9 protein-coding genes are annotated in these 20,747 nt (G+C 36.6%); all 9 read right to left on the reverse strand.

Translation table 11 applies throughout. From position 1 onward, the window contains the following. Nucleotides 1–36: 36 nt before the first annotated feature. The 9 genes from AP058_RS03735 to AP058_RS03775 all read right to left on the reverse strand — a co-directional run bounded on the left by AP058_RS03735 (nucleotide 37) and on the right by AP058_RS03775 (nucleotide 20,728). Complete coding sequence (locus AP058_RS03735; protein ID WP_066307035.1) at nucleotides 37–2,523, reverse strand: DUF4982 domain-containing protein; 2,487 nt, start codon at nucleotides 2,521–2,523, stop codon at nucleotides 37–39. Nucleotides 2,524–2,907: 384 nt separating this feature from the next. Next, a complete protein-coding gene (locus AP058_RS03740; protein ID WP_082706566.1) occupies nucleotides 2,908–6,186 on the reverse strand; it encodes a glycoside hydrolase family 2 TIM barrel-domain containing protein in 3,279 nt (1,092 codons plus the stop codon). Between the two features lie 198 nt (nucleotides 6,187–6,384). Next, a complete protein-coding gene (locus tag AP058_RS03745; protein WP_066307037.1) occupies nucleotides 6,385–7,626 on the reverse strand; it encodes a glycoside hydrolase family 27 protein in 1,242 nt (413 codons plus the stop codon). A gap of 85 nt (nucleotides 7,627–7,711) precedes the next feature. Beyond that, complete coding sequence (locus AP058_RS03750; RefSeq protein ID WP_066307039.1) at nucleotides 7,712–10,828, reverse strand: glycoside hydrolase family 2 TIM barrel-domain containing protein; 3,117 nt, start codon at nucleotides 10,826–10,828, stop codon at nucleotides 7,712–7,714. 421 nt (nucleotides 10,829–11,249) lie between these two features. After that, nucleotides 11,250–12,428 carry a PNGase F N-terminal domain-containing protein gene (locus tag AP058_RS03755; protein ID WP_066307042.1) on the reverse strand — a complete coding sequence of 393 codons (1,179 nt, stop codon included), beginning with the start codon at nucleotides 12,426–12,428 and terminating at the stop codon, nucleotides 11,250–11,252. 58 nt (nucleotides 12,429–12,486) lie between these two features. After that, nucleotides 12,487–14,712, reverse strand: a complete 2,226-nt coding sequence (locus tag AP058_RS03760) for a GH92 family glycosyl hydrolase (RefSeq protein ID WP_066307043.1) — start codon at nucleotides 14,710–14,712, stop codon at nucleotides 12,487–12,489. Nucleotides 14,713–14,716: 4 nt separating this feature from the next. After that, entirely contained in the window at nucleotides 14,717–17,038 is a 2,322-nt protein-coding gene (locus AP058_RS03765) for a GH92 family glycosyl hydrolase (protein WP_066307045.1), read from the reverse strand. A gap of 7 nt (nucleotides 17,039–17,045) precedes the next feature. Beyond that, the gene (locus AP058_RS03770; RefSeq protein ID WP_066307047.1) at nucleotides 17,046–18,395 is read right to left on the reverse strand and encodes an alpha-L-fucosidase; all 1,350 of its coding nucleotides are present in this window, start codon (nucleotides 18,393–18,395) and stop codon (nucleotides 17,046–17,048) included. A gap of 2 nt (nucleotides 18,396–18,397) precedes the next feature. After that, nucleotides 18,398–20,728: a glycoside hydrolase family 20 protein gene (locus AP058_RS03775; protein ID WP_066307050.1), complete on the reverse strand. Its 2,331-nt coding sequence runs from the start codon at nucleotides 20,726–20,728 to the stop codon at nucleotides 18,398–18,400. Between the last annotated feature and the right edge of the window lie 19 nt (nucleotides 20,729–20,747).

The following is a 20,747-nucleotide window of genomic DNA, read 5'->3' on the forward strand; positions in this document are numbered from 1 at the left end:
TTAAATTCATATTATTTTGAAGCAGTTTGGATGTCTTTATTCTTTAAGATTTTGAGTAATCAGTTTTAATTTTGCAGTTTGCAATCCTTTTCCTGATACCATTAATTCGATCTCTCCCGCTTCTGAAGCCGATTGAACCAAAACTACCAGTTTACCACTAAATAATTTCATAGTTGGCAAGTGAAAAAGTTCTAACGACGTAGCATCACCGTTACTTACTGCTCTAAAATCACCAGCTCCTTTTATTTTAAATTGCAATTGATTGGTTGCGGTTGGACACGGAATTCCGTTTTTATCGACAACGCTCACCGTTACAAAAGATAAATCTTTACCATCGGCGTCTAGTTTTGTTCGATCTGCTTCAACAATTAATTTATATGGTTTGCCAGCGGTACGCGTTTCTTTTTCGGCAACTACTTTTCCGTTGTCATCCAATGCGACTACTTTTATAATTCCTGGCTCGTATTTGACATCCATCCACATTAAGCGGTATCGGTTGGTTGGCGAACTGTTATTTTTTTTCTGGATCCCCATACTTTTTCCGTTCACAAAAAGTTCGGCGCTATTGTAATTCGTGTACACAAACACTGGTGTTACTTCGCCTTCGCGACCTTCCCAATTCCAATGTGGTAGCATGTGTAACGTTTCTTTTTTTGTATTCCAACGGCTACGGTACAAGTAAAAACGGTCTTTGGGTAAACCTGCTAAGTCGTTGATTCCAAAATACGAGCTGCGCGACGGCCAATTGTCATCATAAGGTGTCGGTTCTCCTAAATAGTCAAAACCAGTCCAAACAAATTCACCGATTACCCAGGGTTTATCGTCTTGCAACACAAAATCTTCATCTGGAATATTTGACCAACTGCAGGCTTCTAAATCATAAGAAGAAGACTGAAAATCATCGTATTTTTTCATTTTTGCCTCAACGACTGGAAACTTATAAATTCCTCTTGAACTTACAGTCGAAGCTGTTTCTGAACCTAGAATTAATCCTTGCGGAAAAGCCTTAAATGCTTCTTCGTATAAATTTACGCGGTAATTTAAACCTGGAATATCCAACAAAGCACCAAAACCCGAAGCAATAGTCGCTTTTACTTGGTCCATACCAACGGTAACTGGTCGAGTGGGATCTTCGCGATGAAAAATATCTTGCAACCACTTGGCGCGCTTTGCTCCTTCGGCTCCCCATTGATCAGGCACTTCATTTCCAGAACTCCACATCACAATACTCGGATGATTGCGAGTGGCGTGAACAAGGTTTACAATATCTTTTTCGGCATCCGTTTCAAAATAAAGATGGTAGCCATTTTCGACTTTTGGTTTCGCCCATTCATCAAAACTTTCGGCCAGAAATAAAAAGCCCATTTCGTCACACAATTCAAGTTGCTCCAATGAAGGCATGTTGTGCGAACTGCGAATGGCGTTGGCTCCCATGTCTTTTAAAATCGTCAATTGTCTGCGCAAAGCTGCTTTGTTTACAGCCGTGCCAATTGGACCTAAATCGTGGTGCAAACAAACGCCTTTAAACTTTATAATGGAATCGTTTAAACTTAAGCCTTTATTGGCTTCGTATTTTATTTTTCGAATTCCGAATTTTGTTACTATTTCATCTTTTAAAATAGAACCAGCATAAAGTTGAGCAACAGAAGAGTATAAATAAGGCTTTTCTGGACTCCATAAGTTTGGATTTTTGACCGCTATATTTTGCTCAAATTCGTTACCATAAATAGCAGTGGTACTATCAACAGCAACAGTTTTTCCGCTGGCATCTTTAATGGTAGTTCGCAATCTAAGATTTGCTCCGGAAACTTTAGTTTTGATATTTACTTTTGCCAATTCAGTAGTTATGGTTGGCGTAGTAATAAACGTTCCCCATTGGTCGATGCTTTCGTTATTTTTAATAATCACGCGAACATTTCGGTACAATCCAGCACCAGGATACCAACGAGAAGATAGTTCTCGATTGGTCAATTTTACAGCTATCTTATTTTTAGTAGTTCCTAAGATATAAGGTGTTACATCAAAATAAAAATAACTGTATCCATAATTCCAGCTGCCCACTTTTTTACCATTGATAAAAACTTCTGGCTCACTCATGGCACCTTCAAACAGTAGTAACACTTTTTTATCTGAATTAAAATTAGGAACAGCAAACTCATTTCGATACCAGCCCACGCCAATGTAAGGCAATGCACCAGTTCGACCTGTTTTTTCGGTAGCTACGTCTTCTCCATTTTGAACAATCGCTATATTTTGTTTGTCTATATTTTTATCAAAAGGACCTTTTATTGCCCAATCGTGTGGCACAGTGACTTTTTCCCACTTCGAATCATTAAAAGTTGTGCTAAAACCATTAGAGAGGTCTCCTTTATGGAAACGCCAATTTTTTTCTAAAGTCAAAACTTCCCGATTCGATTGTTGCGCAAAAGCAGTTAGTGTAAAAATAAAACTGAATAAAATAGCAGCACGCTGCTTAAAGCTTACGTCAGTTTTTTTTATAAATTTTAGTGTAACAGTTCTCATGGGCTTTTTACTAAGGTTGTAAATTATTATTTATTCTAAAAAACAGTAAAGGGCTTCCACTTAATTTCAAAGTCATCGTTATTATTTTATCTGACCACTTCAATAAAGTTACCGCTACTGTTCTACTACATGGGAGCAATTAAATTTCATTCTGTTCTAAAAACGCTCTTTTTGCAACAACAAATCGTCCTTGCTATCGCGGCCTCGCCAAAAATATGAGAACTAACATTATGCAGCCTATTTATCAAATGATTTAAATCTAGTAATTAAAAAGCAGCTGGTAATAAAGCTTCGTTTAAGTTTAAGCGTAATTTTTATTTTGATATTTTAATTTATTGTTCTCCGAAAAACTAGCTACGAGTTTATTTCGTTTCACCTAAAGCGCTATTTAACAGGAACAATAGTATAGCCGTAGGTATACGTTTTAGCGTTCAATCTATATTTTTCTATCGTTAACGATTTCATTGACCACGTATCTGCTCCACCAACACCTAACTGGACCATATCTACATTTACTGTATAATAGTTGTTTGGTTTAAGCTCGTTTGTATGCAGCGCCTTTTCAATTTGTTTAGTTTCCCAAGGCCAAACTGAAATGCTTAAAGGTGTATCTCCTATTATTTTTATACCACTCTCTTTGTTATTTTTTAAAGAAAACCATCTTACTTCAGTTCTATTGCCATTTTCTTGGGGTTTCACATAATTATGCAAGAAGCTTTCAACCTTGCCCGAATAAACATCGATTTCTGCAGCCGCACTTCGATCCGAATAATTTTCCCAAGGACCCTTCCCATAATAAGACATATTATTATAAGTATTTGGCGTATTAAAAGTGGTACCAACTCGTACCGGCATGGCCACAGATTCATCAATATTTAAGGTGTTGCCGATGTGGATTGATCCTAAACCGTTAATGGTGTACACCTGTTTGAACTGAATCTTATTTTTAATTTCTTGTTGCACTGTGACTTGAATATCACCATTTTTTAAAGTTTCAGAATTTAAAGAAACTAAACTTAAACTGTCAGGAGCAGTTCTCCAAAATTTTGCAAGGTTCTGAGATTTCCATCCACGTTGATCATTGTCTGTTTGTGGTCTCCAGAAATTCGATTTGAGTTCTGAATTAATTAAAACAGCACCTTTATAGTTATACCCACTTAAAACTCCAGAAGAAGCATTAAATTTAACTTCAAAGTTTTTTGTACTGATAGTAATATCTTTCTCATTTTTTTCAACTGATAATTTAGAGATTACCACTGCTGCTTCAGCGGATTTTTCGAACGGCAATTTGAATTGCTCTTTAGCCACCTCAAATCCAATTTTACTGTACAAGTTCTCCTTAGTACTAATCATTGAAATTCTCAGCCAATACTCTTTACCCGCTTTGGGCTTAATTGATTTTATGGAAAGATTTACATCTTTAGAACTTCCAGCTTCAAGGTCTAAGTTGGCAATACTTCCATTTTGAATTTCTTTTCCATCTTCTGAAACTGTCCAAACAAATCGATAGTCTTTTGTAGATTCAAAATTAAATCTATTATTAATAGTGATACTGCCCTTCTCAAGATCTATGGCAGTAAATGTTACCGGTTGAAACACATATTTACACTCATAGATCTGTGGTTTTGGCGTTCTGTCTGAAGCAATAATACCATTGATACAAAAATTTGCGAGATTAGGTTTGTCTCCAAAATCACCACCATAAGCAAAATAATCCTGTCCGCTCTTATCGGTTTGTTTAATTCCTTGGTCAATCCAATCCCAAATAAAACCTCCGGCTATTTTATCGTTAGCTCTTATTATTTCCCAATATTCTTTAAAATGGCCAAGTGAATTCCCCATAGCATGCGCATATTCACAAGCAATAATAGGACGTGTAATTAATGGGTTTTTCGCAAGCTCTTGCAATTGATCTAAGGTTGGATACATCCTGCTGATGACATCAACAAAACTCGGATCATCAGGATTAGACATGTCTTTGTTATAACGATCTTGATACGCTTTTGTGTAAAAGTTATTATACAAAGGAGATTCTGGTAGGCCCTGTGCGCCTTCATAATGAATAAATCTTGTTGGGTCATAATCTTTCACCCATCCGGCCGCAGCTGCGTGGTTAGGCCCAGTTCCAGATTCATTTCCTAAAGACCATGAAATAACACTAGGATGGTTTTTATCGCGTTCTACCATTTGAATGACACGCGCCATAAATGAAGCGTTCCACGTAGGATCGTTCGCTAATTGCCCTCCAACACCATGCGATTCAATATTGGCTTCATCCATGACATAAATCCCATACGCATCACACAACTCATAAAAATATACATCGTTAGGATAATGTGCGGTTCTAACTGCGTTGATATTGAATTGCTTCATTAACTCCACATCTTGTTTAATTTCGGCTCTTGTCATAGTCTTTCCGCCAACATCACTATGGTCATGTCTATTCACCCCCATTAATTTTACAGCTTTTCCATTGACTTTTAAAACACCATCTCCAACTATTTCAACTTCTCTAAATCCTATTTTAGTACTTCTCGATTCTACAAGATTGCCATTATTGTCTGTTACATTTAACACCAAAGTATACAGATTAGGAATTTCTGCAGACCATTTTTTCGGGTTCACGATTTCTTGTTGTAACAATCCAAAAAGCACATGGTCTCGTGGCGGATACACTTCGTTTACAATTTTGTCAATTGCGATAGTTAAAGGTTGATCTAGAATATTCTTTGAATTTGAATCAAATAATTTGGCCTCTAAGTTCCAACCTTTGATATCGATATTCTTCGCAACTTTTACTTTGGGTCTAATTTGTAATAAGGCATTCTCATAGTTAGCATCCAAATTCGTTCTTACAAAAAAATCAGAAATATTGACTTTCGGTTGTGCTAATAAAAGTACCTCTCTATGAATCCCGCTCATTCTCCAATGGTCCTGATCTTCCAAATAACTACCATCACTCCATCTGAACACTTGTACTGCAATGGTATTTTCTCCTTTGGTTACAAAGTCGGTTATGTCAAATTCTGCAGGGAGTCTGCTGCCTTGACTGTATCCTACCTTTTTACCATTAACCCATACATAAAAAGCTGAAGACACGCCCGCAAAGTGCAGTACCAAACTTTTCTCGTTCCAATTTTCAGGCAATTGAAAAGACTTTAAATAAGACCCGACTGGGTTTTCTCTATCTATAAATGGAGGATTTGGTGTAAAAGGATAAACAACGTTTGTATAAATTGGTGTTCCATACCCTTTCATTTCCCAGCACGATGGCACTTCTATATTTTTCCACTGAGAAGCATCAAAATCTTGTTTGTAAAAATCTAAGGATCGATTTTTACTATCGGCCTCAAAACTAAATTTCCAATCCCCATCTAAACTCAATAACTCAGCATTTTTCCGATCTCCTTTCGCAGAAGCTGATTCTGTAGTATAGGAATACGACGTGGCTCTAGCTTGCATTTTATTAACGGAAATTAATTCTTGATTTTCCCAATCATTGTTTTGCCCATTAACCGAAAGCATCATTGTTAAAAAAATAAAAAGCGAGAGGCATTTTAGCGGTTTCGTCTTTAAATTATAAAGTTGAAAAATAGGTTGAGTTCTAGTAACTGAAAGCAATAGAAACAAAACCAAACAGGAAAAGAGGAGTATAAAAATCATAATTAATACTTTTAACAATTGATAACTTAACAAATAAAAATGATAACCACGTCTTTGAAGACCAAGAGTCCGACAGACCCAAACTAAAATCTATTATAATTAATAAACCGAATTCTTATACTGTTTTGAGACATTAACCAGATTGCGAACCCTCATTCTTGAACTGCAGTACTAAATTTTGCATTGATAACACTACTATTATTTATTCTGAAAAAAATTGAATGGTTTCGAAGTTCCATCAATAGTTAGAACTACCACTCCATGTTTAGGAACTTCAAAACTTAAGGTGTTATTTTGAGAGTTAGCTACATCTTTTTTCTCCCATAAATCACGGTAACTGTACCCTTTCGAGGCATCGATACCAACTGTATTTAAGTCCAAAGTCATGGTCGTTGCTTTATTTGATCTGTTCAACAACGTCACAGCTACTTTTCCGCTCATGGTAGAAATTAAAGGTTTTGCCCAAATTTCTAAATCGCCATTATCAACCACTCTTCTCGCTTGATACACCAAAGGATCTTGATTAAGTGCAATAATTTCTTTGTTGGTTAATATGTCGATCGTTTGTTTCGACATGCTTCTCAAGTCGTTACCTGCTAAAAGTGGCGAGTTCATCATGCACCACATTGTGAAGTGGGTTTTATCTTCGTCATAACTCATACCTCTTCCTACTTGCAACATATCCATATCGTTTACGTGCCCTGGAGACGCATATTTCCATAAATCAGCATTTAAGTCGATAATGTGTAAAATCGAATTGAATTCATTCGAAATATCGCCCGAAATACGCCAAGAATCCGCAATTTGAATCGCCCAAGTTCCTGGAAATTCCCATCTGCAAATATTAAAAACGGTATTTGGTTTGAGCTCTTTAATAGTATTCGCGATTTGCGTGTAGCGCGTTTGTTCGTCTAATCCCAACCAATCGCCACCGCACCAATCCACTTTGATAAAATCGTAGTTCCAATCGTTAAGCATTAATTTTAAATCTTTTCTGTCGTGTCCCATCAACCCAGCACCCACGCCAATGGTATCTTTGTCCCATTGCGACGCACACGTATTAATTCCAGCATCCGAATAAATTCCAGCTTTTAATCCTTTACTATGAATGTAGTCTGAAATTGCTTTCATTCCGTTTGGAAAACGCTCTTTGTGCACCAACAAATCTCCATTACTATCACGACCTCCAAAAAAACCATCGTCAATATTTACATACGAATAGCCGGCTGCGGCCATACCCGAAGAAATCATAAAATCGGCTTGCCCTTTAATCACTTCTTCATTAATGGCAACGTGAAAGTTATTCCAACTGGACCAACCCATAATAGGCGTTTTTGGTTTTTGAACGTGTTGAATTGTATTTAAAGTAACCGTTTGCTTTTCCTGCACTTTACAAGATGCTAAAAGTAGTACTGATATTAGGAGATAATATTTAATCATTTCGTTTTATTTTAAAAAAAATACCGACTCTTCATCGTTGACAAAAAGCCGATACTTTACTATCTAAATTGTTTTAAACTCGTTTTTACTTTACTATAGGAACCATCCAGTATGAATACGAATAATCTTTGTAATTCAATCGGTATTCTGGTAAAGGCAATGTTCCCCAACTGTTGATGCTTCCTAATCCTTGTTGAAAACCATCAATATTTACAAACACTTCTTTTCTTGGGTCAATTTCTCCTGCGTGTTCTTGAGCTCTGTCGTCACCACTATGCAAATCTTCTTCTTTGAAATTAAGTGCCGAAGCAGAGAATGGTGTTTCACTTATAAACTTAAGTCCAGAGCCATTTTCTTTTGTAAGAGCCACCCAACGTGTTTCCAATTTATTTCCGTTTTCTTGCGGACGAAGGTATCCAAAATACTGCTCAGCAATAGTTTGCTTGTACAAGCCTACTTTAGCCGCATGCTGTCTGTCCGTATACGCTTCAAAAGGTCCTTTCCCGTAAAAAGTTATATTTTTATAGGTTTCTGGCAACACTAATTTATTTCCGAATTTGTAAAAATCAGTATGCTTTCCTTTTAAGGCTTTTAAGTCATTGGTTACTTTTACCGCACCGTTACCGTCTACTACGAAAGTTTCCGTAAGAGTCGCATCGCCATTGAATAAAGTTCTTACAAACATAATTTGAACTTCAGTTTTTGACAGTTGCTTTACATTTGCGGTTACAGCACCAGAAGTACCCGCGTCTTTCCAGGCTTTGTAACTTTTTTGTGTTCCTGCTCCGTAATCATTATCTGTTGGAGCACGCCAAAAATTCACTTCTGGACCTTTATTTAACAAACTTTCATTTTTAAAATTGAAATCAGTTAACGTTCCTTCTTTTTGATTAAATGCTAATTGGAAGTCTTTTCCTGTAACCGTAATCACATCGCCTTTTGTTTTAAAGTTTACTGCTTCAGTTGCTTTTTCAGGAACTTGAACCAATCCTTTTTGCAATTCAAATTGCTCGTACGCCACTCTATAACCTGCTTTTAATAATGGCTCATCCGATTTTAATATCGTAGAGACATTTAAGAAATATTCCACACCAGTTTTAAACTGTGTTGTAAACGGAATGCGTACTGCTTTTATCGTTTGAGGTGCAATATCAAGAGCATCAATAGTCCCTGATTCTACCACTTCTCCATTAGCAATCACTTCCCAATTTAATTTATAGTTTGATAAATCTCTAAAGAAATACCAGTTTTTAATATCAACGATTCCTTTTTTAAGATCCTTTGCATAAAATTTCACATCTTGTTGTATGTGAGCTACTTCATGAATGTGTGGATTTGGCGTACGGTCGGCTTGCACCAATCCATTTAGTAAAAAGTTATTATCACTTGGTGTTCCTTTTGGACCAAAATCTCCACCGTAAGCATAAATTTCTCTACCATTTTTAGTGACTTTTAGACCTTGATCTACAAAATCCCAGATAAAACCACCTTGAAGCTTATCGTATTTCTCAAACAAATCCCAATATTCTTTAAATCCTCCCATACTATTTCCCATGGCATGCGCATACTCACATAAAACTAACGGCTTAGTTCTGTGTTTGTCTTTAGCGTACGCTTCAATTTGTTCAGGAGTATCATACATTGGTACAAATAAATCCGTGTTCCATTCGTGAACGGCGCGTTCATGCTGAATTGGTCTGGTGTCATCTATCTTTTTAGCAGATAAATACGTTTGATAGAAGTTATACCCATTACCCGCTTCGTTACCCATAGACCAAATTACGATCGAGGGATGGTTTTTATCACGTTGTACCATACGATCTACACGCTGTAAATGAGCGTCTAACCAAGCCGGATTGTTTGCCAAAGTTCTATCTAAAGCATAACCCATTCCGTGCGATTCTATGTTGGCTTCATCAACAACGTAAATACCATATTCATCACATAATTCATAAAAATAAGGATCATTCGGGTAGTGCGCGGTACGTACTGCATTGATATTGTATTCTTTAAAAATCTTAACATCTTTTAGCATGTCTTCACGAGAAATTACGTGACCCGTGTTCGGATCGTGCTCGTGTCTGTTTACTCCTTTAAATAAAATTGGACGACCATTTACTAAATACTGACCATTTTTAACTTCAGAAGTTCTGAAACCTACTTTTTTAGAAATAGCTTCTACTACATTTCCTTTATGATCTTTAACAACAATGTCCAGTTGATATAAGTTCGGAATCTCAGCAGACCACGTTTTTACTTGTGGAATTTTTTGTTTGAAATTGAATTTTCCTGCAGCATTAGCATTTAATTCGTATGCTGAAGTTGTACTGTAAATCGACTGATTGTCTCTGGTCAATTCAACAGAAATACTTCCTTTTTGTTTTTTAGAATCAACGCTTTTAAGATCTACTGCTAAATCAAAAACACCATCCATATAATTATTTTCTAAACCTGCTTTTGCAAAATAATCTGCTAATTGCACTTTTGGTCGAGCGTACAAATACACGTCGCGCTCAATACCTGAAATTCTCCAGAAATCTTGACATTCTAAGTAACTACCATCACTCCAACGGTACACCTCTAACGCAATTGTATTTTTTCCTGGTTTTACAAACTTGGTCACATTAAATTCAGCAGGCAATTTAGAATCTTGACTGTAACCCACTTTCTCTCCATTAATCCAAACATAAAAAGCCGATTTTACAGCACCAAAATGGATGAATAAATCTTTACCATTCCAATCTTTTGGAACATCAAACGTTCTTTTGTACGATCCAACCGGATTGTTTCCATCTGGAATATCAGGCGGATTTAGTTCTCCTTTTTGAAAAGGATAGGAAGCATTCACGTAAATTGGAATACCAAAACCTTCAACTTCCCAGTTGGCAGGCACTTTAATAGTGCTCCATTTTGAAGTGTCGTATGTATCTTTAAAAAAATCAACGGGTCTTAATTCTGGCGAATCCACATAACTAAATTGCCAAATACCATTTAGTAATAAATAATTCTCCGCTTTTGCCACGTTGTCTTCTTTAGCCAATTCTAGCGAATTGTACGGAAAAAAAGTAGCTCGTGCATCTAATTTATTAATTCCCACAACTGCTGGATTTTCAATAACTGGATCTAGCGTTTGAGCTTGAACTACATTTACTCCTATAAACCATAGGAGAAAAACGTGCAATAGGTGGCTTGTTTGTTTCATTTCTAATTAATTTAACTTGATTTTTTTTGATATGTATAGTTTCCTCTTTCACGACACGTACAATCGCAAAATTCAATAGCGATAGTTTTTTTTTACTTGCATTAGCAATTCTCAAATATATAACAGTTTTCTTGATTCATACACCAGTACCTACCAGTTTGTTTTGCGAAATCTATTAAAAAAAGGCATTTACATGAATCTATTTCTGCTTCAACGTTTAGCCACTTACAGCAGTCCTTTTCATTGACGGTTTTAAACTAGTAAAATTTTAAATTTGGAATAAAAAAAAGCCAGAAATAATTTTTTCTGACTCTTAATTCAATTTTAACAATACGCTTCGTTTATCTTTCAAAAAGACATACTATCTTTTAATTATAAGAGCTGAAGCTAATGCCGAACAACGTAATCTTTTCTTATTTTACTATTCATAAGTTAAATAGGCAGAAACCAACCAATGGTTTAATTTCTCACCCTCTACTGGAGTGGCTGGAATTTTAATTCGAAGCGCATGTGAACCAGCCTTCAAATCACTTAATTTTACAACCATAGGTTCTACAGAAGAACCTGGACACCAATTTGATCGTGATAAATCAGAAGAAGCAATGCGCTCTTCGATTTCTTTCACTTCATACGTATTTGTTTTTTCATTAATGTAAGAAGCAGAGTCTTTTTTGATCCAAACTCCAGAACTTGGGTTGAATCTTCTAAAAGAGGCACAATCGTCTCTCCACGGAATCGTATCTAAAACTAATTTATTGTCAAAATATACACTGTTTTTAATCTTGATAAATTCATCACCACCACTATGACCGCCGTGACCTGTTGTAATATAATGCAGTTTTACGTTTTTTACATTCTTTTTTAAATTGAAAACCGTTTCTAACTCCTTATGAGCGAAGTTGTCTGGTATTTGTTGTCCACCAACATACGGTATTGTATTTACCAAAGGTAAAACCATCACTTTATGCTGTTTTCTATTCGAATAGGTTAGTTCTAAATCAAATTCATACCCTTCAGGAGTCCACGAATCAATCCAAATTCCAACATAAAATGTACCGGTTACCAAGCTTTCTAAATCTGTAATATCATGTTCCCAAACTACTTGCTTTTCCCAACTCGGAATGTATACGGGTCTTCTGTTTTTTACTTTATTATCACTATAATGCCCTACGCCAAAAGGAGTCATAAAGCGCATTAATTCTATCACAGGATTATAGGTTGATCCCGCAACAAAACCAGCGTATTTATCATCCACATAAGAATCTGTTGGAAATTTTTCGTTTTTTTCTGTCAAGCTAAGAATTGATAATTTTTTTGGATCAGAAACCACAAAACAAGAACCCGATTTGTCCCAACGATCCCCATTCGAACGCACCGTTAATTTTATTTTCACATCGGTACCATTTTTAAAAGTTGGCATGGTTACTTTTTTATAAACGACACGGCCACTCATTAAACTCACTGCTTCAGGATCTGTTCCTTTGGCACCACCAAAATTAAGAGGCTGCTTATTAAAAATAGTATGGTGCGTAGCTTCCTGCGCGTTTACCGACAGTACAGCAGCAAAAAATAAGGTAAATAATAATGTAATTGATTTCATTTTGAATGTATTAATTGATTTCTCTCTTCTAAAACTTTCTAGGTTTTAGTACGATTGCTTATTGTAAAATAATTTTTAAATTCTTAGCGTTTACTAAATCGTTGTGGTCTATAAAATAACCTTTGTTTGTTTTTCCATCTACTTTAATTGTATTGATTCGACCGTTTGAATTCGTCACTTTTTCGATCACCAATTCACTTTTTTGGTAATATCTCGAATCTAGTTGAATCGTAATTTTATCAAACAACGGTTTTGTAATCGTGTATTTTGGTTCTCCAGGCGCGATTGGATAAAAACCCATCATCGAATAAACGACCCAAGCAGACATGGTTCCGGTATCGTCATTTCCAGGAATTCCATCGGGCGTATTTTTAAAATAAGTGCGAACCAATTCTTCCACCAATTTTTGACTGCGCCACTCTTCTCCTTTTACATAATTGAATAAATACGGATACGCAATGTCTGGCTCGTTGGCCATATCAAATTGCTTGGTATCAAAAATCTTTTGTAATTGATCAGTGAAACCTTTATCTCCGCCCATTAACTTCTTCAAACCATTTATATCATGCGGAACCATAAACGCATATTGCCACGCGTTTCCTTCGATAAAACCAATGTTTTCGGTAAAATTAGCACCGGCATTGGGATCAAATGGTTCGTACCAACTTCCATCTTTTGTTCGTGGTCGTAGTAATTTAAAGTTTTTATCGAACAGTTTTTTATACGATAACGAGCGGTTTTTAAAACGTTTGTAATCGTCTTTATGTCCTAATTCATTCGCTAATAAAGCAATCGCATTATCGGCAGCATTGTATTCTTCAGTAGTTGAAACCGATCCACCATTTTCGGTAGTTACAAAACCTTTTTCGATGTACTCTTGTAAACCTGGTCGCAACGGATTATTCTCAATCTGATCGGCACTTTTTAGCATCGCTTTGTATGCTTTTTGCACATCGAAATCACGAATTCCTTTGAGGTACGTATCCGTAATGACAATACTGGCAGGATCTCCCACCATCGTAAAAGTTTCGGTCGAGTTCAATTCCCATTTAGGCAACCAACCGTTTTCATCGTACATATCCAACATGCTTTTTACCATATCCGATTGTTGTTTTGGATACACTAATGACATTAATTGATGTACATTTCGGTAGGTATCCCACAACGAAAAAACAGTGTAACGCGTACCATCGGTCTTGCCAATTTTACCTGTTTTAATTTCGGGATATTCACCATTAACATCATTCAGTGTATTCGGATGAATCAACGTATGATATAATGCAGTATAAAATACCGTTTTATCTTCTTTGGTCCCGCCTTCTACTTTAATTTTAGAAAGTTCATCATTCCATTCCTTATAAGTTGCTGCATAAACTGCTTCGAAACTTTTGTTACCAGTTTCTTTTTCTAAATTTTCACGAGCATTTTCGATACTTACATAACTCACTCCAATTTTAACTTCTACGGTTTCTGTTTTCTCAAAATTATAACTGAAATAACTTCCAATACTATCACCCACGACCATTTTTTTGGATTGCTCCATCAATCTGGTTTTTCCGTTGTATCCCATCCACTGAGCTTCCACACCTTCATATTTGGCAGGTTTTTTCCAAACTCCAAAATGATCGGCTGGTTTCGAAAATTTCGCTACAAAATAAACAGGGTAAGCTGCTTCGGGACTGTTGTAACAAAAAGTTCCTACCGAGCGCATTCCTTGAATTTCTGTTGAAGAAACGACTTGAATCATGGCGCCTTGCTCGTTCGTTAAACCCACGCCTAAATTCAATAACACATTGGCTTGTCCTTTCGGAAAAGTAAATTTACTGACTCCTACTCTTTTCGAAGCCGTAAATTCTCCCTGAACATTGTATTTGTCAATTTGAGTACTGTAATATCCTGCTTTTGCTACTTCGTTAGTATAAGTAGAACCGTATTTTAAATGATTGGTTTCTATCTTTCCTGTCGTCGGCATAAGCAATATAACGCCCAATTCTGGACAGCCCACACCACTTAAATTGACTTGACTGAATCCCGTTAAAAACGTATTTTCATGCACGTACGGATTGGACAACCATTGGCTGTCTTTCTCTAATTTATTGGGAGCTCCCGCTACATTAAACGGACTAATACTGGCCATTCCTCTTGGTGCAATTGGTCCCGGAAAGGTAGCTCCGTAATTGGATGTCCCAATAAACGGATTTACGTAGTCGGCTGGTTTTTGTGCAAAAGCTATAAATTGATTGCAAAAAATTGCAAAAAGAACGATTAATTTCAACTGTTTCATTGCTTTATTTTTTTGAAGTGCTTAAAGAATACGGCACACTTTCGGCTGCAGTTCCCCAATTTTTATTTGGAGTATCGCCCATCTTAAATTGCAAAGCGCCTCCTTTTTGTATGTCCTCAAATTTTAAAAACGTCTTGTTATACGCTTTCCCATTCAATGCAGCACCTTCTATATAAAAGTTCGATTTTGAATTATTTTTCGAATCAATTTCGAATGTATTTCCGTTTTCTAAATGAAGGGTTGCTTTTTGAAATAACGGACTTCCGATCACATATTCATTAACGCCCGGAGTGACTGGATAAAATCCTAAGGCACTAAAAACGTACCAAGCGGATGTTTGTCCGTTGTCTTCGTCTCCACAATATCCATCTGGAGTAGCCGAATATAATTTGGTCAATACGTCTCTTATTTTTTCTTGCGCTTTATATGGTTTATTGGCATAGTTGTACAAGTAAATCATGTGCTGAATCGGTTGATTTCCGTGCGCATAATTGCCCATATTTACAATTTGCATTTCTCTGATTTCGTGAATGGTGAATCCATAATACGACGCATCAAATTGTGGTGGCATTTCAAAAACTTCATCTAATTTGGAAGCGAACTGTTCTTTACCGCCCATTAAATCAATTAAACCTTGAATGTCATGAAAAACAGACCAGGTATAATGCAAACTGTTTCCTTCGGTAAAAGCATCACCCCATTTTAAAGGATTAAACGGACTTTGAAAACTACCGTCTTTGTTTTTTCCGCGCATCCAATTGGTCGACGGATCAAACATATTTTTATAATTCATCGATTGCTTGTAATACTTTTTTGCAAGCGCTTTTTTTCCTAATTTTTCGGCCATTTGTGCAATGGTAAAATCAGCGTAAGCATATTCTAAAGTTCGAGCAGCATTCTCATTTATTTTTACATCATAAGGTACATAACCTAATTTATTGTAATACGCTAAACCTTCACGACCTACTGAATTAACAGGTCTTCCATCGGCAACTGTAGCATTTTTCAGCATGGCTTCCAATAACAATTCGGCATCCATATCTTTAGCTCCCTTTAAGAAAGCATCTGCAATAATAGGAGCCGAATTTGATCCAATCATTACATCACGATGGCCTGGACTCGCCCATTCTGGCAACCAACCAGATTCTTTATAGGTGTTTGCCAAACCTTGCATAATTTTGCCATTGAGCTCTGGATACATCATATTAAAGAATGGAAAAACCGCTCTAAACGTATCCCAAAAACCATTATCAGTAAACATATAACCTGGTAAAACTTTCCCGTTGTACGGACTGTAATGCACCACTTGATTGTTAGCATCAAATTCGTAAAATTTTCTTGGGAATAATAAAACGCGGTACAAACTAGAATAGAACGTTCTCAGATGATCAATATTATCATCTTCGATCTGAATTCTGCTTAATTCGGTTTCCCAAGCTTGTTTTGCTTTTTGTTTGGTTTGTTCGAAATTATCCGATCCAATTTCTCTCGAAAGATTCAATTGCGCCTGTTCGGCACTTATGAATGAAGAGGCCACTTTTACATGAACCACTTCTCCTTTTTTTGTTTTAAATCCGATGATAGCGCCCACATGTTCACCTTCACTATTGGTCGAATTTTCGACTAATTGCCATCCGTCTTTCCAAGTGTGATTGATTTCAAAATCTTTATCAAATTCTGCCACAAAATAATTGTAAAAATTGTCTGGAACACCACCACTGTTATTTCGGCAATAGGCAATAATTTTACGTTCTTTTGGGAGAATTTTCACCATCGATCCTTTGTAAAAAGCATCTAATATGATGTACGATTGCTCCGATTTTGGAAAAGTAAATTGAAAATGAGCCGCTCTTTCTGTGGGAGCAACCTCAGCAACCACATCATAATCGGCCAAATAAACGGAATAATGATACGGTTTTACGGTTTCTGCTTTGTGCGAAAACCAAGATTCTCTTTCGTCTTCTTGAAACTTTAAATCGCCAGTAACTGCCATTAATGAAAAAGCAGCGTAATCGTTGACCCATGGACTCGGCTGATGCGTTTGTTTGATGCCTCTAATCTTATTTTCATCGTATTTATACGTCCAACCATCTCCCATTTTTGAGGTCATTGGTGTCCAAAAATTCATAGCCCATGGTGTTGCAATAGCGGGATACGTATTCCCATTGGATAAATCGAACGAAGAATCCGTTCCCATTAATGGATTTACATAATCAACTAAAGCAGTATCGGTATTTCTTTGAATATTTTGAGCTGTTGTACTTAGATTACTTCCTAAAAAAGCAATACACAGCACCCATAAATATTTAAAAATTTGATTTTGCATTGTGTTTTTATTGGTTTAATTCAACAGCATTACCATGTCCTCGGTACAAAACCAACGGACTATCTAACGTCACTTCTAACAAGGTAACATACGGATCTAAGTTTTTTTCCTGTGGCACTTCTATTCTTAAGATACCTGGAATATTATTCCAAACTGCCCCACCATTTCTTTCAAAACTCAACTCTTGATTGGTTCCTACTACTTTAATCGATTTCACTTTATTCTGAATTCCTTTTAAAGAAACATAGTTTTTAGGTGCATCAAATAAAGCCAAATAAATTTTGGTTTCGTCTTTACTCAATAAAGTTGGTCCGTAAAAATGACCGTAAGGCAATCCAGCTTTTGAACTAAAAATGGCCGATTCATGTTTGTTTACCCATTCACCTAAACCTTCTAGGCGCTCTACTTGCTCCGGAGCAATAGTTCCGTCAGGTTTCGGACCGATATTTAATAATAAATTTCCTCCCGTAGCAATCACTTCAACAAATGTTCTCACAATTTGAGAGATTGGTTTGTAATTGGTGTCTGATGGAAAATAACCCCAATTGTCATTCATGGTCATACAAAATTCCCAAGCTCCTTCGGGTCTAACGATTGGTACACCTTGTTCTGGCGTACTATAATCTCCGTAGGTTTTCAATCGAGAATTTACGATCACTTTTGGATCCCATTTCAACAACGAATCTTTTAACGATTCTGCTTGCCACTGTTCGCTCGTTTTTTCCCAATCGCCATCAAACCAATATAAATCTGGACTAAATTTAGTGCTCAACTCTTTTAACTGATTGTCATTGAATTTAAGAAAACGTTGCCACGGAGACAATTGATTTTGATTTTTTTGAGGGTAGTCTTTTCTGGTATCAGGACGAGGAAAAACCACATCGTAATCAGGATGTGACCAATCGATTATAGAATAGTACAACCCCACTTTTAAGTTTTCTTTACGCAAAGCAGCTACAAAGGGTGCTACTAAATCACGCTTAGCAGGCGTTTTTTCTTTGACATTCAACTTGCTAAATTTAGTATCCCACAAAGCCACCCCATCGTGGTGCTTTGTGGTTAATACTGCATATCGTGCACCAATCTTCTTGAACAATTTTGCCCAAGCTTCTGGATCATAATTTTCGGCGGTGAACTTTTTACCTTGTGCCATATAGTCGTTGTACGTAATGCGTTTGTGGTACATCGACCACGATTCGCCAATTCCGTTTACGCCATAATAACCCCAGTGAATAAAAACACCCAATTTCGCATCTTGAAACCACTCCAACCGTTGTTCTTTGGTCAACTTTTCTTGCGCTTGCAATTGAAAAGTGACCAAGAAAACGAAAACTGTTATAATTTTTAAATACTTCATCCTTAATTAATTAAAATTTCATCCACAAATAACCAAGCTTTTCCACCATTAGGAAGCGTTTTTAAACTTGTTGCAACCACCTTCACATAGCGTACTGACTGTTTTTCAAAAGAGATTTTAAAATCTTTCAAATCAAATGATGGGTTTTTAGCAAAATCTCTTTTTTCTACACCTATTTCTTTATACGTTTTACCATCTGTAGAAACAAATACTGTAAGTGATGTTGGGAAATAAATACCAGGTCCTTGATTTTCTAAAGTACCCAAAGTCACCTCTTGAATTGCTGTTGCTGCACCTAAATCGATTACCGCTTCCATGTCTTTACCCAACCATGCTTGCCAGTGACCGTCTGTAAAATTTTTGGTACCACGCAACGTATTGGTCAATCCAAATTCACCTTCGCCTTTGTATTGATCGTCATAAGTTTCTTTGAAAGTTACTTTTTTACCAACCGCTTTATGAAACTCGATCGTCGTGTTGAATGGAACTCCAACTGGTTGATCGTTTTTAAATAAAGACGCATGAACCGTAGTTGTTTTATCAATCTTTAACGGCTGGGTATATTTTGTAGCTTGCTCTGTTAATTTTTTATCGCCTAAAGTATAACGAATGTCAGCATTTGGAAATTCATTTTTCAGCGATAAAGAAACCTCTTGCGTTTTCATATCAATTTGAACATCGTGCGTTACCAAATAAGCACTTTTTGCATAATTGATTCCCATATAATCAAAACGACTGAATAGTGTCACAATACGATTAGAGAAATCTTCCCAATTGCGAGACTCTTTAGGCGACCATAAGGTCTCTGACAGCGCCGCTAATCTTGGGAAAATCATGTATTCTGAATGTGCTTCGGTCTTAATTTGCTCAGACCACACATTGGCTTGACCACCTAAAACGTGTTTTGCTTCGGCTGGCGTCATGGTATCAACAGTAGGGTCAAAAGTGTAAACCATGCTCAATGGTGTGTAACCTCCCCAAGCCAATGGCTCTTCGTTTTGTGGTCCTTGATAATGGTCAAAATAGCAGTGAGATCCTGGAGTCATAATTACATCATGTCCTTGTTTTGCTGCTTCAACTCCGCCAGCAACACCTCTCCAGCTCATTACTGTAGCTTCAGGAGCGATTCCGCCTTCTAAAATTTCATCCCAACCAATTAGTATTTTGCCTTTAGAATTGATAAAAACTTCCATTCTTTTGATGAAATAACTTTGCAGTTGATCTACGCTTTTTAGTCCTTCTGATTGCATTCTTTTTTTGCAATGAGGACATTTTTCCCAATTCGTCTTGGTAGCTTCATCGCCACCAACATGAATGTATTTTGAGGGAAAAATAGCCATCACTTCAGTAAGCACATCTTCTAAAAACTCAAATGTATTTTCTTTTCCAGCACAGTAAATATCTGTAATTGGCCAAACTCCACCAGAAGGAACTCCAATTGGTGTACCAAAACAAGATAATTCTGGATACGCTGCAATAGCAGACGATACGTGCGCAGGCATTTCTATTTCTGGGATAATCTCCACATTTTTAGTCGTTGCATAGGCCACTAATTCTTTTAATTCTTCTTGCGTATAAAAACCACCATAGGTTCCTTTTTCATCTGCAGTTGGTGTGTATCTTCCATCCCAATGTTTGTCTTCTTGATCGACTCTCCAAGCACCAACTTCGGTTAATTTCGGGTATTTTTTAATTTCGATTCTCCAACCTTGATCATCTACTAAGTGCAAGTGTAAAACGTTCATTTTTAGCATTGCCAAACGATCTACGGTTTTTTTAAGATAATCCATTTTAAAGAAATGACGGGCTACGTCTAACATTAAACCTCTGTATTTGTAACGCGGTTGGTCAGTAATCGTTACGTTTGGAATAACCCATTCGCCACTAGAAATACGCTTTGCACTCTCAATACTTGCAGGAAGCAATTGACGAAGAGTTTCTATACCATACAAAAATCCAGCGTTTCCTTTAGCAGTAATTAGTACTTTATCTGAAGTTACTACAAACGTATACGCTTCATCAGCTAATTTTTCATCGACCACAAATTGAACAAAGTCTTTTGCTGGTGCTTGCTCTACCAACTCTAAACTCCATCCCGAAGTTTCATTGAATTTATCAATTAAAATAGACGCAATTTCTTTTTGAGCAGCATCGGTGGCTACAAATTGTGTGTTTTCAGTAAATTCGAACGAACCTTCTTGCAATTGTAATGCTGCTGGTTTCGGAATAATTGAAATATCTTTTTCTGTAAAGACCTTAGTTACTTTCGTTTTTTGGCACGAAACCGTTACGGCTATTAAAACCAAAAGCAGAACCTTTTTTAATACATTCATTTTCATAAATTTTATATTA

The organism is Flavobacterium sp. TAB 87 (assembly GCF_001529295.1).
GTDB lineage: Bacteria > Bacteroidota > Bacteroidia > Flavobacteriales > Flavobacteriaceae > Flavobacterium.

Bases quoted from the DNA above. Each gene is read 5' to 3' on its own strand.
- AP058_RS03735 (WP_066307035.1), bottom strand. From the start codon at position 2,523: ATGAGAACTGTTACACTAAAATTTATAAAAAAAACTGACGTAAGCTTT.
- AP058_RS03740 (WP_082706566.1), bottom strand. From the start codon at position 6,186: ATGATTTTTATACTCCTCTTTTCCTGTTTGGTTTTGTTTCTATTGCTT.
- AP058_RS03745 (WP_066307037.1), bottom strand. From the start codon at position 7,626: ATGATTAAATATTATCTCCTAATATCAGTACTACTTTTAGCATCTTGT.
- AP058_RS03750 (WP_066307039.1), bottom strand. From the start codon at position 10,828: ATGAAACAAACAAGCCACCTATTGCACGTTTTTCTCCTATGGTTTATA.
- AP058_RS03755 (WP_066307042.1), bottom strand. From the start codon at position 12,428: ATGAAATCAATTACATTATTATTTACCTTATTTTTTGCTGCTGTACTG.
- AP058_RS03760 (WP_066307043.1), bottom strand. From the start codon at position 14,712: ATGAAACAGTTGAAATTAATCGTTCTTTTTGCAATTTTTTGCAATCAA.
- AP058_RS03765 (WP_066307045.1), bottom strand. From the start codon at position 17,038: ATGCAAAATCAAATTTTTAAATATTTATGGGTGCTGTGTATTGCTTTT.
- AP058_RS03770 (WP_066307047.1), bottom strand. From the start codon at position 18,395: ATGAAGTATTTAAAAATTATAACAGTTTTCGTTTTCTTGGTCACTTTT.
- AP058_RS03775 (WP_066307050.1), bottom strand. From the start codon at position 20,728: ATGAATGTATTAAAAAAGGTTCTGCTTTTGGTTTTAATAGCCGTAACG.